Origin of the sequence: Citrobacter amalonaticus Y19 (genome assembly GCF_000981805.1) — a bacterium.
Lineage (GTDB): Bacteria > Pseudomonadota > Gammaproteobacteria > Enterobacterales > Enterobacteriaceae > Citrobacter_A > Citrobacter_A amalonaticus_C.
Genome location: NZ_CP011132.1, coordinates 5,041,559 through 5,057,264, shown reverse-complemented (window position 1 = coordinate 5,057,264; position 15,706 = coordinate 5,041,559). Strand labels below are relative to the sequence as shown.

The following is a 15,706-nucleotide window of genomic DNA, read 5'->3' as shown; positions in this document are numbered from 1 at the left end:
GGAGACGACGATGATTGAATGGATTATCCGGCGCTCTGTCGCCAACCGTTTCCTGGTCATGATGGGGGCCCTGTTTCTCAGCATCTGGGGTACATGGACGATTATTAACACGCCGGTCGATGCCTTGCCTGACCTGTCAGATGTGCAGGTCATTATCAAAACCAGCTATCCCGGCCAGGCCCCGCAGATTGTAGAAAACCAGGTCACCTATCCACTTACCACCACCATGCTGTCCGTACCTGGCGCAAAAACCGTGCGTGGTTTTTCACAGTTCGGGGATTCGTATGTGTATGTCATTTTTGAAGACGGCACCGATCTGTACTGGGCCCGTTCCCGCGTGCTGGAATATCTGAATCAGGTTCAGGGAAAACTGCCTGCCGGTGTGAGTTCTGAAATCGGTCCTGATGCCACGGGTGTGGGCTGGATTTTTGAATATGCCCTTGTCGATCGCAACGGAAAACACGACCTTTCAGAACTGCGCTCTCTGCAGGACTGGTTCCTGAAATTTGAGCTGAAAACCATCCCGAACGTGGCTGAGGTCGCTTCGGTTGGCGGCGTGGTGAAACAGTACCAGATTCAGGTCAATCCGGTAAAACTGTCCCAGTACGGTATCAGCCTGCCCGAAGTGAAACAGGCACTTGAATCGTCTAACCAGGAGGCCGGTGGCTCATCCGTTGAAATGGCCGAAGCGGAGTATATGGTCCGTGCCAGCGGTTATCTTCAGAGCATTGATGATTTTAATAACATCGTCCTGAAAACAGGTGAGAACGGCGTGCCGGTTTATCTGCGGGATGTTGCCCGCGTGCAGACCGGGCCCGAAATGAGGCGTGGTATTGCCGAGCTGAACGGCCAGGGAGAAGTCGCTGGCGGCGTGGTGATCCTGCGGTCGGGTAAAAATGCGCGCGACGTTATCACGGCAGTGAGGGATAAACTGGAGACGCTGAAGGCCAGCCTGCCGGAAGGCGTTGAAATCGTGACCACCTACGATCGCAGCCAGTTAATCGACCGGGCGATTGATAACCTCAGTTCCAAACTTCTGGAAGAGTTTATCGTGGTGGCCATCGTCTGTGCTCTGTTCCTGTGGCACGTACGTTCTGCCCTGGTGGCGATTATCTCTCTGCCGCTTGGCCTGTGTATCGCCTTTATCGTCATGCACTTCCAGGGACTGAACGCCAATATCATGTCGCTGGGAGGGATAGCGATTGCCGTCGGTGCGATGGTGGATGCCGCCATTGTGATGATTGAAAATGCGCACAAACGGCTTGAGGAGTGGAATCATCAGCATCCGGGTGAGCAGATTGACAACGCCACCCGCTGGAAGGTGATTACCGACGCCTCCGTGGAAGTGGGACCCGCGTTGTTCATTAGCCTGCTGATCATCACCCTGTCCTTTATTCCTATCTTTACCCTGGAAGGGCAGGAAGGTCGTCTGTTTGGCCCGCTGGCATTCACGAAAACGTACTCCATGGCGGGAGCGGCCGCACTGGCCATCATCGTCATTCCTATTCTGATGGGATTCTGGATCCGGGGGAAAATTCCTGCCGAGACAAGTAACCCCCTGAACCGGGTGCTGATCAAAGCGTATCATCCTTTGCTGCTGCGGGTCCTCCACTGGCCAAAAACAACCCTGCTGGTTGCGGCCTTGTCCATTTTCACGGTTATCTGGCCACTGAGTCAGGTGGGCGGTGAATTTCTGCCGAAGATTAACGAGGGCGATCTGCTGTATATGCCGTCGACCTTGCCTGGCGTCTCTCCGGCAGAAGCTGCAGCGCTCCTGCAGACAACAGACAAGTTAATCAAAAGCGTTCCTGAAGTGGCTTCTGTATTTGGCAAGACCGGTAAAGCAGAGACCGCAACGGATTCCGCGCCGCTCGAAATGGTGGAAACCACGATCCAGCTCAAACCTGAGGATCAGTGGCGTCCCGGCATGACAATTGACAAGATTATTGATGAACTCGACAGGACAGTCCGTTTACCGGGTCTGGCAAACCTCTGGGTGCCGCCTATCCGTAACCGTATTGATATGCTCTCAACCGGGATCAAAAGCCCGATAGGTATCAAAGTGTCCGGGACTGTTCTGTCCGATATCGACGCGACGGCGCAGAGTATCGAGGCGGTAGCCAAAACCGTGCCTGGCGTGGTGTCTGTCCTGGCTGAGCGACTTGAGGGCGGGCGCTACATCGATATCGATATCAACCGGGAGAAAGCCTCCCGCTACGGGATGACGGTAGGTGATGTCCAGCTGTTCGTCTCTTCAGCAATCGGAGGTGCTATGGTGGGTGAGACGGTTGAAGGGGTGGCCCGGTACCCTATTAACATTCGCTACCCGCAGGATTACCGGAACAGTCCGCAGGCGCTGAAACAGATGCCGATCCTGACCCCGATGAAGCAGCAGATCACGCTGGGCGATGTCGCGGATATTAACGTCGTTTCTGGACCAACCATGCTGAAAACCGAAAATGCCCGGCCAGCCAGCTGGATTTATGTTGATGCCCGCGGCAGGGACATGGTGTCGGTGGTTAACGACATTAAGACGGCCATCAGCGAGAAAGTGAAACTGAGACCGGGAACCAGTGTGGCATTCTCCGGACAGTTTGAACTGCTTGAGCATGCCAACAAGAAACTGAAGCTGATGGTGCCGATGACGGTGATGATCATTTTCATCCTGTTGTATCTGGCATTCCGCCGGGTTGACGAAGCCCTGCTGATCCTGATGAGCCTGCCGTTCGCCCTGGTTGGCGGAATATGGTTCCTGTACTGGCAGGGCTTCCATATGTCAGTGGCGACCGGAACCGGGTTTATCGCCCTGGCCGGGGTGGCAGCAGAGTTTGGCGTGGTCATGCTGATGTATCTGCGTCATGCCATTGAAGCGCACCCGGAATTGTCCCGTAAAGAGACGTTCACACCGGAAGGTCTTGATGAAGCCCTCTATCATGGTGCCGTACTGCGTGTCCGGCCGAAAGCCATGACCGTGGCGGTGATCATTGCGGGTCTGCTGCCAATACTCTGGGGAACCGGCGCAGGTTCAGAAGTCATGAGCCGTATTGCTGCGCCAATGATTGGTGGGATGATCACGGCTCCGCTGCTGTCCCTGTTCATTATTCCTGCCGCCTACAAATTAATCTGGCTGCGCAGACATAAAAAAAGCGTGTCATAACCCTGAAAGGGCGCCCCCAGTGGGCGTCCTTCTGCACTGATTCACCCTGACGTCAGGGTTTATATCGATAATATACAGAGGTGAGTATGAAAAAAGTGGTTCTAATGGCCCTGGCTCTCGGCCTGTCACTGCCTGCAATGGCGAGTGAAAAAGTCATTGATATGTACAAATCTGAAAACTGTGGCTGTTGTTCCCTGTGGGGCAAAGCGATGGAAAAAGACGGGTTCGAAGTGCGAACTCACGTCATGAATGATCAGGCGCTGTCAGCCCTGAAAGAAAAGCATGCTGTTCCTGCTGGACTACGAAGTTGTCATACCGCGGTTGTAGGTAATTTGATCATTGAAGGCCATGTGCCTGCGGCAACGATACATAAGGCCATGCAGTCTGGTTCGGGTATATACGGTCTCGCCACCCCCGGTATGCCAGCAGGAAGTCCGGGAATGGAGATGGGGGCCCGAAAAGAGGCTTACGATGTTATCGCATTCTCACCGGAGGGCAGTAAAAAAGTCTTCCAGCGAATCGAATAGTCAGCGGAACGGCTGATAACGGGACGCCGGCAGCAGGCACTCTTATGCCGGCGGCATTCGTGGTAATCGCATCCATGACATATCCTGAAGACAGAAAATGCTTCAGATATGCATAAGGAGAGTTACTGTGAAAAATGACAATGCAGTGGAACATAACAACCAGACTGCTTCTGAGCAGACATCATCCCCGGACGAGAGTCACGCATTGCATAAGGTGAGAGATCCCGTGTGCGGGATGGTCATCCTGCCTGACAAGGCGCACAGCAGCATTCGATACCAGGACCATCAGCTTTATTTCTGCTCCGCCAGCTGTGAGAGCAAATTTAAAGCCCATCCCGATCATTATTTTACCGAAGATGCCAGTGAACATCACCATCACCACGACCACCATGAAGTCAGCCCTGATAAGATAAAACAGTCTCACCGCCAGGCGGAGAAAGAGATTTCTGAAGGTGTGTGGACATGTCCGATGCATCCGGAGATACGCCGTAGTGGTCCCGGAAGCTGTCCTGTCTGTGGAATGGCACTGGAGCCGCTCGTAGCTACGGCATCCACGGGGACGAGTGATGAACTTCGCGACATGACAAGACGCTTCTGGCTGGGGTTGTTGCTGGCGTTTCCGGTTCTGATACTCGAAATGGGTTCTCATCTGTTTCCCGCTTTGAGGAATACAGTACCGCCACAGTACAACACATGGCTGCAGTTACTTCTGGCCTCTCCTGTCGTTTTGTGGTGTGGCTGGCCATTCTTCGCCCGGGCCGGAATGTCGTTACGTAACCGCTCCCTGAATATGTTTACCCTTGTTGCAATGGGGACCGGCGTAGCCTGGGTTTACAGCGTCATTGCAACCGTCTTCCCCTCCTGGTTTCCTGCATCGTTCAGAAACATGGATGGCCTGGTGGCCATTTATTTTGAAGCCGCAGCTGTTATTACGGTGCTTGTTCTGCTGGGACAGGTCCTTGAATTGCGGGCAAGGGAACAAACCTCAGGTGCCATTACTGCGCTTCTTAACCTTGCCCCCAAAACCGCCAGGCGGCTGGATCAAGACGGTCATGAAACGGATATTAATGCGGAAGATGTCCTGCCTGGCGATAAGCTCCGCATCAGACCTGGAGAGAGTATTCCGGTCGACGGTATCGTGGTCGAAGGCAAAACAACCGTTGATGAATCGATGGTGACCGGGGAATCTATGCCTGTTACCAAAACGGAGGGTGACCCTGTCATCGGGGGGACCATTAATCAGACAGGTAGTCTTATCATCCGTGCAGAGAAAGTCGGTGATGAAACGATGCTCTCACGAATTGTTCAGATGGTCGCTGATGCACAGCGTTCGCGGGCCCCCATCCAGAGAATGGCTGACAGCGTTTCAGGCTGGTTTGTTCCTCTGGTGATACTTATCGCGGTTGTTGCTTTCATGATCTGGTCTGTCTGGGGGCCCGAGCCCAGGATGGCGCACGGTCTCATTGCGGCTGTGTCGGTCCTGATTATTGCCTGTCCCTGCGCGCTGGGGCTGGCCACGCCGATGTCGATAATGGTGGGGGTGGGCAAAGGAGCCCAGGCCGGGGTGTTAATCAAGAATGCCGAAGCCCTTGAGCGTCTTGAAAAAGTGGACACGCTGGTTGTCGACAAAACAGGCACGCTCACGGAAGGTTCGCCGACGGTGACAGGGATTATCAGTCTCAATCCGGGTGGGGAAACATCTCTTTTGCGTGTAACGGCCGCAGTGGAAAAAGGCTCGCAGCATCCGCTGGGTATGGCAGTAGTTAAAGCAGCACAGGAAAAGGGGATCGCAATACCCGCAGTCACTCATTTCAATGCGCCGTCGGGTAAAGGTGTCTCAGGCGATGTCGAAGGTCAACGGGTTGTTATTGGTAATGAACTGGCTATGCAGGAAAACAGTATCGTTATTGATAATCAAAAGGCCGTTGCGGATACGTTGCGGATGGAAGGCGCTACCGTTATCTATGTGGCCACAGACGGGCACCTTGCAGGCCTGATAGCTATCTCGGATCCCGTGAAAGCAACCACGCCGGATGCGCTTAAAGCTTTGCGTCAGGCGGGGATCCGCATCGTTATGCTCACCGGGGATAACCAGCTTACCGCTGAAGCAGTCGCACGGAAACTGGGAATAGATGAGGTTGAAGCCGGGATTCTGCCGGATGGCAAAAAAGCAGTGATAACCCGACTGAAAGCGTCTGGCCATGTGGTTGCGATGGCCGGAGACGGTGTGAATGATGCCCCGGCGCTGGCAGCGGCTGACGTGGGTATAGCCATGGGAACGGGTACAGATGTGGCAATTGAAAGTGCCGGAGTCACCCTTCTCAAAGGCGACTTGATGATACTGAACAGGGCCCGTCATCTGTCAGAAATCACCATGAAAAATATCCGACAGAATCTGTTTTTTGCATTTATCTACAACGCACTTGGCGTGCCTGTGGCTGCAGGTCTGCTTTATCCTGTGTATGGAATACTGCTGTCGCCAGTTATTGCGGCGGCGGCCATGGCTCTTTCCTCCGTCAGCGTCATTGTGAATGCGTTGCGTCTGAAAAGTGTCAGGCTCGGGAAATAACACTGAGTGAAGGGGCTGTTACGAACAGAAGGAGTCCAGTATGAAAAGTACCACCTATGCGCTTATTGCTGTCGCCGCGATCGCGGCATTTGCCCTCCTGCGCGAACACTGGTCACATGTGGCAGGTTACTGGCCATATCTGTTATTGCTGGTCTGCCCGCTAATGCATCTTTTCCACGGCCACGGAGGGCATGGAGATCATCAACATCAAGGAAGTGAAAACGATAAAAAAAATTAATCCGGCAGACGGGGCCGCGTCGCGGCCCCGTTATCAGTCCAGGTATCGTTCGTAGTCTCTGGCATGCGCAAAGGCATGCTGTTCAAGTTTGTTATCAGCGGGTGCCGCTGCCCGGAACGCCAGTGAGTTAACAGGATTGTTATTGATGACCAGCTCGTAATGCAGATGAGGACCGGATGAACGTCCGCTGTTACCGGATAACGCAATAGCGTCTCCCCGGGTAACCCTGGCCCCTTTAGTAACGAGTATTTTATTGAGGTGGAGATAGCGAGTTTTAACACCGGCTTTTCCCGTTACTTCAACAAAATATCCCATGGTACTGTTGTATTCGGCCCGGGTGATTTTTCCGTCGATGACGCTGACTATTTTCGTGTTCATGGGCATGGAATAATCAATGCCATTATGGGGACTCACTTTTCCCGATACCGGGTTAAGTCTTGCAGGATTGAAAGGCGAACTGAGTCTTGCTGTGGCCGGTAACGGATAATCGAGACTGCCTTTCCCGGAAGTATCGGAAAGGTTATAGAACTTTTTATCTGATATACGATACGCCGTGTAATTAAATGAACCGGACGTAAATTTATAGGCCACGACACGTGATTTTCCCGCTTTCTTTTGCAGTACGAGTTTTAATGATTCATTTTTTTTCAAATGCCGCAGATTAAACCGGGAAGGCAAGGAGCGCTGAAGAGTAGCGATCTCGTTCGATTCCAGCCCCGAGCGGGTGGCTGAAAGGTAGGCATTTTCTTTTACGACATCGGTAGAATACATTTACTGGAATTCGCCGTTAGCATGAACACTGCGGCGTATGCTAGGGGTTTTCAGGAGGCGTGTCATCTGTCAGTTAATCGGGAGCACCGTTGATGGTCGTCATTTTTGTAACATATCTTGTTTCCCGTTTGCTCCTGAAGCTCTGGGAACTGTATGACCAGCCCGACGGTGATGATTAACGGGACTGAAACAGGTTACGGCAGAGCAATATGGGGCTCATGTCCTGCTACGTAACCCGTCAGTAAAGCCCTGCTGCGCACCTGACGCTAAGCACTAACCCGCCTGCAGTTACCTGGTCGAATACAGCCCGCGAAGCTTTCTTGCCTGCGTCTGATGTGCTTCCGCACCGGCATTATTGACCTGCTCATGCACGAGAGCGGCTTTTTCTCCGGCATTCAGTTCGTTAAAAGAAGAAGACGAGGTCTTTGAATTTGCATCACTGCCGGACAGCATTTTTTTATGTTCCTCAATCATTTTCTGATGCGCATAGGACGCGCTGTTGTTCATAAATGAATGAGCAACAATGGCCCTTTCATGTTCATTCATTTCAGAGAATGAGGGCGTGTTGTTTTTATTAACCCTGTCCGGTAAGTTTTCATGCGTCGAGGAATTCACATGACTGACGGCTGAGGCATTATTAACAAATCGATGTGCTTCATGGGCAATATCACTGGACTGAGCAAAAGCTGCCCCACAAAATAAAGCTGTAAACGCAGTGGTCGTGATTAATATATTCATGTGTAATTACCTTCTGAGGTACATAAAAGATGTCCTTATGATCATATATAAAAATAATCAACCTGTGGGGAAGATGACGTAAATGTAATACAGCTATGTACATTACACGATTGTAATGAATTTGTTTCTTAAGGTGTGCTAGATTCATTTCATTGTAAGTGGATGAACCAGTAATTTAATTTAAATCGGTTCTCGAATTCTGTCAGTAACCATACTTTAAATAAGGGAATGCGCATGCTGTTGAAAACGTCTCGACGAACTTTCCTGAAGGGGTTAACCCTCTCTGGCGTAGCCGGAAGTCTTGGCGTATGGAGTTTCAATGCGCGTTCCAGTCTGAGCCTGCCAGTTGCCGCATCCCTGCAGGGTACTCAGTTTGACCTGACCATTGGTGAAACGGCCGTCAATATCACGGGCAGTGAGCGTCAGGCCAAAACAATCAATGGAGGCCTGCCGGGGCCCGTTCTTCGCTGGAAAGAAGGTGACACCATTACCCTGAAGGTCAAAAACCGTCTTAATGAACAGACGTCCATTCACTGGCACGGCATTATTCTTCCGGCCAATATGGATGGTGTTCCGGGGCTGAGTTTTATGGGCATAGAGCCTGATGATACCTACGTTTACACCTTTAAGGTTAAGCAGAACGGGACTTACTGGTACCACAGCCATTCCGGTCTGCAGGAACAGGAGGGGGTATACGGTGCCATTATCATCGATGCCAGGGAGCCAGAACCGTTTGCTTACGATCGTGAGCATGTGGTCATGTTGTCTGACTGGACCGATGAAAATCCTCACAGCCTGCTGAAAAAATTAAAAAAACAGTCGGATTACTACAATTTCAATAAACCAACCGTTGGCTCTTTTTTCCGCGACGTGAATACCAGGGGGCTGTCAGCCACCATTGCCGATCGGAAAATGTGGGCTGAAATGAAAATGAATCCGACTGACCTCGCGGATGTCAGTGGCTACACCTACACCTATCTCATGAACGGGCAGGCCCCGCTGAAAAACTGGACCGGACTGTTCCGTCCCGGTGAAAAGATACGCTTACGGTTTATCAACGGCTCGGCAATGACCTATTTCGATATCCGTATCCCCGGGCTGAAAATGACGGTCGTGGCTGCAGATGGCCAGTATGTAAACCCGGTTACCGTTGACGAATTCAGGATTGCCGTTGCCGAAACCTATGATGTCATTGTGGAGCCTCAGGGTGAGGCCTATACCATCTTCGCACAATCCATGGACAGGACCGGTTACGCTCGAGGGACACTGGCCACGAGAGAGGGGTTAAGTGCTGCCGTTCCCCCCCTCGATCCCCGTCCTCTGTTGACCATGGAAGATATGGGTATGGGGGGAATGGGACATGATATGGCAGGAATGGACCACAGCCAGATGGGAGGCATGGATAACAGCGGAGAGATGATGTCTATGGACGGTGCTGACCTTCCGGATAGCGGGACATCCTCCGCGCCCATGGATCACAGCAGCATGGCCGGTATGGATCATTCCCGGATGGCCGGAATGCCGGGTATGCAAAGTCATCCTGCGTCAGAAACGGATAACCCACTGGTTGATATGCAGGCGATGAGCGTCTCTCCGAAATTAAATGATCCGGGTATTGGTCTTCGAAATAACGGAAGAAAGGTTCTCACGTACGCGGATTTGAAAAGCCGCTTTGAGGATCCTGACGGACGTGAACCTGGCCGTACCATAGAACTGCATTTAACCGGCCACATGGAAAAGTTTGCCTGGTCATTTAACGGAATCAAGTTTTCAGATGCCGCACCGGTGCTGCTGAAATACGGTGAGCGGCTCAGGATCACGCTGATCAACGATACCATGATGACTCACCCCATTCACCTGCATGGTATGTGGAGCGATCTGGAAGATGAAAACGGTAATTTCATGGTTCGTAAACACACAATAGATGTTCCCCCTGGTACAAAACGCAGTTACAGAGTGACAGCAGATGCGCTTGGCCGCTGGGCGTATCACTGCCATTTGCTCTATCACATGGAAATGGGAATGTTTCGTGAAGTCCGGGTGGAGGAATGATGCGAATGAAGAGAAATTTGAAGGCCATACCTGTTCTGGTCGCCGGTTTGTTTACCTCACAGCTTTCTATTGCGGCGGGCTCCGTCTCTGCAGATCCCCACGCCGGGCACGACATGTCTGCCATGCAGATGCCAGCAGATGAGAATTTCACTGAGATGACGTCAATGGAGCCCATTGTAACTGAGAGCAGAACGCCAATTCCGCCTGTTACCGATGCCGACCGGAAGGCTGCATTCGGCAATTTACAGGGGCATGCGATTCACGACAGTGCGATTAATTATCTGGTTCTGCTGGATCAACTGGAATGGCAACGGTCGGATAACACCAACAATTTCAGCTGGAGTGTTAACAGCTGGATTGGAGGCGACACAGATCGGATTTGGCTAAAGAGTGAAGGTGAACGAAGCAATGGGGAAACGGAGGCGGCTGAAGCGCAGTTACTCTGGGGACATGCGGTTGGCCCATGGTGGGATTTGGTTGCGGGTGTCAGGCAGGATTTCAGACCTGCTTCTGCCCGGACCTGGGCTGCTGTCGGTTTTCAGGGGCTGGCACTCTATAATTTTGAGTCTGAAATTACGGGTTTTGTCAGTAATGGCGGAAAAGCAGCCCTTCGTCTGGGAGGAGAATACGACGTTTTACTGACTAACCGGCTCATACTCCAGCCATCCTATGAGGTGAATTTCTACAGTCAGGATGATGAATCGCGGGGTCGCGGCAGGGGACTGACTGACACAGAGCTGGGGCTCCGGCTGCGCTATGAAATACGCCGTGAGTTTGCACCCTATATAGGCGTTTCCTGGAATCAACTTTACGGGAAAACATCCGATATGGCGAAAAGAGAAGGTGAGAAAGACCATCAGGTAGTATTCCTGGCGGGAGCCAGAATCTGGTTTTAACGCACTGATATAAAACACTCAACTAAACAGGTAAATAAAATGTCGATTTTAAATAAAGCCATTCTTACAGGTGGCCTCGTTATGGGCGTTGCTTTCTCTGCTATGGCCCATCCGGAATTAAAAAGCTCTGTGCCACAGGCTGATTCAGCCGTAGCGGCCCCGGAAAAGATTCAGCTTAATTTCTCGGAAAATCTGACCGTGAAATTCTCAGGTGCAAAATTAACGATGACGGGTATGAAAGGCATGTCATCACATTCTCCGATGCCGGTCGCGGCAAAAGTGGCGCCAGGCGCTGACCCTAAATCGATGGTCATTATTCCGCGAGAGCCTTTACCCGCTGGCACTTATCGTGTTGACTGGCGCGCGGTTTCTTCAGATACGCACCCTATTACCGGTAATTACACCTTTACAGTGAAGTAATATTATGAACGACCTGATTATGATTGTTATTCGTTTTCTTCTTTATCTGGATTTGATGGTAATATTTGGATTGCCATTTTTTCAGATATATGGAATAAGCGGTGTCAGACATGAAACCTATAACCTGACTAATTTCAGGTCGTTTATAACCTTTGCTGTTGTTACAGGCATCATTCTTACTGGCATTAATATGCTCCTGGTATCTAATGCCATGAGTGGAGTAACTGACCTCAGAGAATTATCCATCCATGTTATCGAGATGGTGATAGAAGAAACTGATGTGGGTATTAGCTGGATTGTCAGGCTCTGTGCCCTGTTTACCACACTCGGTGCTTTGTTCCTTTACACTAATAAGAGAGTATTGTCCTGCCTGCTGATGACGATGAGTGGGGGCGTGGCGCTGGCTACACTTGCCTGGGGAGGACACGCCGTTATGCATGACGGTCTGCATTACTATCTCCATTTACTGAGCGATCTGACCCATCTCGGCGCTGCAGGTGCCTGGACAGGTGCTCTGGTTGCATTTGCTATCCTGCTGATGCGCAGAAACGAGCATAATGCACAGAGCGTCATTGTGATATCTGACTCCCTGGCAAAATTTGCCACGGCAGGAACGGTGATTGTTGTAGCCCTGATCCTGAGTGCGCTGGTCAACTATCTGTATATTGCTGAGGGTAACTTAACTCCCTTATTCAACAGTTCCTGGGGGAGGATATTGCTTGCCAAGACGGCTCTGTTTGTTCTGATGCTTCTTCTGGCTGCAGCAAACCGGTTTCACCTGGGTCCCCGGCTTGAAGTTATGGTCAGGGAAGGGAATTATGATCGCAGCGTTGCCCTGATGCGAAACAGCATCCTGACAGAATTCGTTGTTGCGATTATCATTCTGGGCGCCGTAGCGTGGCTCGGAATGCTTGCTCCGTCTCAGGTCAGCTAGGGGACAGCCAAAGCTCATGCGTGAGATTTTTACTTTCATATCAGCGAGTTGACCATGCAGCGTATTTTAATCGTTGAAGACGAACAAAAAACAGGTCGTTACCTGCAGCAGGGACTGGTTGAGGAAGGCTATCAGGCCGATCTCTTTAATAATGGCCGCGATGGTCTCGGGGCCGCGTCGAAGGGACAGTATGATTTGATAATACTGGACGTGATGCTGCCTTTCCTCGACGGGTGGCAAATCATCAGCGCACTGAGGGAGTCCGGGCACGAAGAACCGGTCCTGTTTTTAACCGCAAAGGACAACGTGCGGGACAAAGTGAAAGGACTGGAGCTTGGCGCAGATGACTACCTGATTAAGCCCTTTGATTTTACGGAGCTGGTTGCACGTGTAAGAACCCTACTGCGCCGGGCACGCTCGCAGGCCGCAACAGTCTGCACCATCGCCGATATGACCGTTGATATGGTGCGCCGGACCGTGATCCGTTCGGGGAAGAAGATCCATCTCACCGGTAAAGAATACGTTCTGCTTGAGTTGCTGCTGCAACGCACCGGAGAAGTGTTACCCAGGAGTCTTATCTCGTCCCTGGTCTGGAACATGAATTTTGACAGTGATACGAATGTGATTGATGTCGCCGTGAGACGTCTGAGAAGTAAAATTGATGATGACTTTGAGCCAAAACTGATCCATACCGTTCGCGGTGCCGGATATGTCCTGGAGATCAGAGAAGAGTGAGGTTCAAAATTTCCCTGACCACACGCCTGAGCCTGATTTTTTCTGCGGTGATGCTTACGGTATGGTGGTTATCAAGTTTTATCCTGATTAGCACCCTTAATGGCTATTTCGATAATCAGGACCGCGATTTTCTGACAGGTAAACTTCAGCTCACCGAAGAGTTTCTTAAAACAGAGACGTTCAGGAACAAAACGGATATTAAGTCATTATCAGAAAAAATAAACGATGCGATGGTGGGGCACAATGGCTTATTCATTTCTATAAAAAACATGGAAAATGAAAAAATTGTTGAACTCTATGCCAAAAATTCTGTTGTTCCAGCGGTCCTGCTTAATAAGTCGGGTGATATTCTCGACTATATGATCCAGACGGAAGAAAATAACACCGTGTACCGCAGTATCTCGCGGCGGGTTGCCGTGACGCCGGAACAGGGTAAAAGCAAACATGTCATCATTACGGTTGCCACGGATACTGGGTATCACACCCTGTTTATGGACAAACTCAGTACCTGGCTGTTCTGGTTCAATATCGGTCTGGTCTTTATTTCTGTTTTTCTGGGCTGGCTGACCACACGTATTGGTCTGAAACCGTTACGGGAAATGACCAGTCTGGCTTCCTCCATGACCGTACACAGCCTTGATCAGCGTCTTAATCCCGATCTGGCCCCACCGGAAATCTCTGAGACCATGCAGGAATTCAATAACATGTTCGATCGCCTGGAGGGGTCATTTCGGAAACTGTCAGATTTCTCGTCTGACATCGCGCATGAGCTGCGCACACCAGTCAGTAATCTGATGATGCAGACGCAGTTTGCACTGGCTAAGGAAAGGGATGTTTCGCATTACCGCGAAATTTTATTCGCTAACCTGGAAGAACTGAAAAGGTTGTCACGAATGACCAGTGACATGCTTTTTCTGGCACGTTCAGAGCATGGTCTGCTGCAGCTGGATAAACATGATGTAGATCTGGCAGCCGAACTGAATGAATTACGTGAGTTATTCGAGCCCCTGGCAGACGAAACAGGAAAGACAATCACGGTTGAAGGAGAGGGCGTTGTTGCCGGAGACAGCGATATGCTGCGACGAGCTTTCAGTAACCTGCTTTCCAATGCAATCAAGTATTCTCCCGATAACACCTGTACAGCGATACACCTTGAGCGTGACAGTGACTGTGTGAACGTGATGATTACGAATACGATGTCTGGCCCGGTTCCCGCTAATCTGGAACGCCTGTTTGACCGGTTCTATCGCGCAGACTCATCTAGGGTCCACAACACGGAAGGCGCGGGGCTGGGATTATCAATTACAAGGTCGATCATTCATGCTCACGGCGGCGAGCTGTCAGCAGAACAGCAGGGGCGGGAAATTGTGTTCAGTGTGCGTCTGTTAACGGATTAATACTGTTATTCAGGAAAAATCCGGAAGGTGACAAAAATGTCATCATTTAGTCACGCGATAAACAGAGGCGGTTTTTTATAATCAGTCATAAATCAGGAGCAACGTGATAATTCAATCGCCCGGTTCCTGGCGTGATGATTAACCAGCCCTGAGATCAAATGCTTTCTCTGTTATAAGCATTGATTGTTCGGGTATGAAAACACCGGAGACCCAACCATGAAAAAAATTCTTGTATCCTTTATTGCCATGATGGCTGTCGCTTCATCTGCCTGGGCTGCAGAGACAATGAACATGCATGACCATGTAAATAATGCCCAGGCGCCTGCCCATCAGATGCAGTCATCCGCTGAAAAAAGTGCAGTTCAGGGGGAGAGCATGAAAATGATGGATATGAGCGGTCACGATCAGGCCGCTATGTCCCATGAAATGATGCAAAACGGCAATTCTGCCGCCCATCAGGACATGGCTGAAATGCATAAAAAAATGATGAAAGCCAAACCTGAGAACACCCAAGAAACTGCTAAGCCATTTTCCGAAATGAGCGAGCATGAGAAAGCCGCTGTTGTGCATGAGAAGGCGAATAATGGCCAGTCTTCCGTTATTCATCAGCAACAGGCGGAAAAGCATCGCAGCCAGATCACCCAGAATTAACCCGCAGCTCCACTTGTCAGACCCTCATTTGACGCCGAAGTCACTGGCTTACGCTCCCGTCCGGGAGCGTTTTTTTATATATGCATCCGCCTGGACAACTCCGAACTGTCTAAAGCTGTAGTCCCAGATAACTTACAGGTCTTCTTCTCTTTTCGCATCAGCTCGATCCCTTTCATTTTCCGCCCTGGCACTGGCGTTTTTCAGGAATGCATCCTTGTTCCATGGTTTCGCCTCGCCGCTGCTGATCCCTTCGGCCAGCAGATCGCGCAGCAGACGCAGCGCGTCACGCATAACCTCGCTCTGGATTCGGTAATCACCGGCCTTAACCTGGGAATCGATGAATTCACGCAGCTCATCACCCACGTCCACGGTCATCGTACGGGCCATAACCCCTCCGTTTTTCAATGTAAGATTTATTCTTACATCAGTAGATTATTTTACTCTCCTGGTTCCACCTCCGCCATTTTAGTCAAAACAACGCAGCAGTAGTCTGGAGATCCGACTTATACTTTTTTCGGATCTCAGGGGAGAAAACTGAAGGGAAATCCAAATGCATATATCAATTAAAATATCAATACCAAAAACAACGAATAGCACTTTTTGCACTCACGGATAGCACTA

At 50.7% G+C, this 15,706-nt stretch carries 14 protein-coding genes; 11 read left to right on the top strand and 3 right to left on the bottom strand.

All coding sequences use genetic code 11. From position 1 onward, the window contains the following. Positions 1–10 precede the first annotated feature (10 nt). The 4 genes from silA to F384_RS23500 all read left to right on the top strand — a co-directional run bounded on the left by silA (position 11) and on the right by F384_RS23500 (position 6,491). The gene (gene silA, locus F384_RS23515; RefSeq protein WP_046494246.1) at positions 11–3,157 is read left to right on the top strand and encodes a Cu(+)/Ag(+) efflux RND transporter permease subunit SilA; all 3,147 of its coding nucleotides are present in this window, start codon (positions 11–13) and stop codon (positions 3,155–3,157) included. A gap of 86 nt (positions 3,158–3,243) precedes the next feature. Next, entirely contained in the window at positions 3,244–3,684 is a 441-nt protein-coding gene (locus F384_RS23510) for a DUF411 domain-containing protein (RefSeq protein ID WP_002436620.1), read from the top strand. A 97-nt stretch (positions 3,685–3,781) separates the two neighbouring features. Then, positions 3,782–6,253, top strand: a complete 2,472-nt coding sequence (silP, locus tag F384_RS23505) for an Ag(+)-translocating P-type ATPase SilP (protein WP_129244003.1) — start codon at positions 3,782–3,784, stop codon at positions 6,251–6,253. Between the two features lie 40 nt (positions 6,254–6,293). Then, positions 6,294–6,491, top strand: coding sequence for a DUF2933 domain-containing protein (locus F384_RS23500; RefSeq protein ID WP_000843497.1), 198 nt, complete (start codon positions 6,294–6,296; stop codon positions 6,489–6,491). 33 nt (positions 6,492–6,524) lie between these two features. Here the strand turns inward: F384_RS23500 and F384_RS23495 are convergent, their stop codons facing one another. Next, a complete protein-coding gene (locus F384_RS23495; RefSeq protein WP_004118669.1) occupies positions 6,525–7,262 on the bottom strand; it encodes a peptidoglycan DD-metalloendopeptidase family protein in 738 nt (245 codons plus the stop codon). Between the two features lie 288 nt (positions 7,263–7,550). Beyond that, positions 7,551–8,000, bottom strand: coding sequence for a copper resistance protein (locus F384_RS23490; RefSeq protein ID WP_001023257.1), 450 nt, complete (start codon positions 7,998–8,000; stop codon positions 7,551–7,553). Positions 8,001–8,234: 234 nt separating this feature from the next. On the opposite strand from F384_RS23490, the gene pcoA reads away from it, so the two are divergent. The 7 genes from pcoA to F384_RS23455 all read left to right on the top strand — a co-directional run bounded on the left by pcoA (position 8,235) and on the right by F384_RS23455 (position 15,085). Next, entirely contained in the window at positions 8,235–10,052 is a 1,818-nt protein-coding gene (pcoA, locus tag F384_RS23485; RefSeq protein WP_000925242.1) for a multicopper oxidase PcoA, read from the top strand. 5 nt (positions 10,053–10,057) lie between these two features. Further along, a complete protein-coding gene (pcoB, locus tag F384_RS23480) occupies positions 10,058–10,948 on the top strand; it encodes a copper resistance outer membrane transporter PcoB (RefSeq protein WP_001378118.1) in 891 nt (296 codons plus the stop codon). Positions 10,949–10,987: 39 nt separating this feature from the next. Beyond that, entirely contained in the window at positions 10,988–11,368 is a 381-nt protein-coding gene (gene pcoC / locus F384_RS23475; RefSeq protein WP_000025662.1) for a copper resistance system metallochaperone PcoC, read from the top strand. A gap of 55 nt (positions 11,369–11,423) precedes the next feature. Next, entirely contained in the window at positions 11,424–12,302 is an 879-nt protein-coding gene (gene pcoD / locus F384_RS23470) for a copper resistance inner membrane protein PcoD (RefSeq protein ID WP_229692861.1), read from the top strand. A 54-nt stretch (positions 12,303–12,356) separates the two neighbouring features. Beyond that, on the top strand, positions 12,357–13,037 hold the full coding sequence (gene pcoR, locus F384_RS23465; RefSeq protein ID WP_001188930.1) for a copper response regulator transcription factor PcoR: 681 nt from the start codon (positions 12,357–12,359) through the stop codon (positions 13,035–13,037). After that, positions 13,034–14,434 carry a copper resistance membrane spanning protein PcoS gene (pcoS, locus tag F384_RS23460; RefSeq protein WP_046494163.1) on the top strand — a complete coding sequence of 467 codons (1,401 nt, stop codon included), beginning with the start codon at positions 13,034–13,036 and terminating at the stop codon, positions 14,432–14,434. The genes pcoR and pcoS overlap by 4 nt, the downstream gene beginning before the upstream one ends. A 216-nt stretch (positions 14,435–14,650) precedes the next feature. Next, positions 14,651–15,085 (top strand): hypothetical protein, encoded by a 435-nt coding sequence (locus F384_RS23455; protein ID WP_046494162.1) that lies wholly within the window; start codon positions 14,651–14,653, stop codon positions 15,083–15,085. Between the two features lie 132 nt (positions 15,086–15,217). On the opposite strand, the gene F384_RS23450 is transcribed toward F384_RS23455, so the two are convergent. Continuing rightward, positions 15,218–15,472 carry a type II toxin-antitoxin system ParD family antitoxin gene (locus F384_RS23450; protein WP_046494160.1) on the bottom strand — a complete coding sequence of 85 codons (255 nt, stop codon included), beginning with the start codon at positions 15,470–15,472 and terminating at the stop codon, positions 15,218–15,220. Between the last annotated feature and the right edge of the window lie 234 nt (positions 15,473–15,706).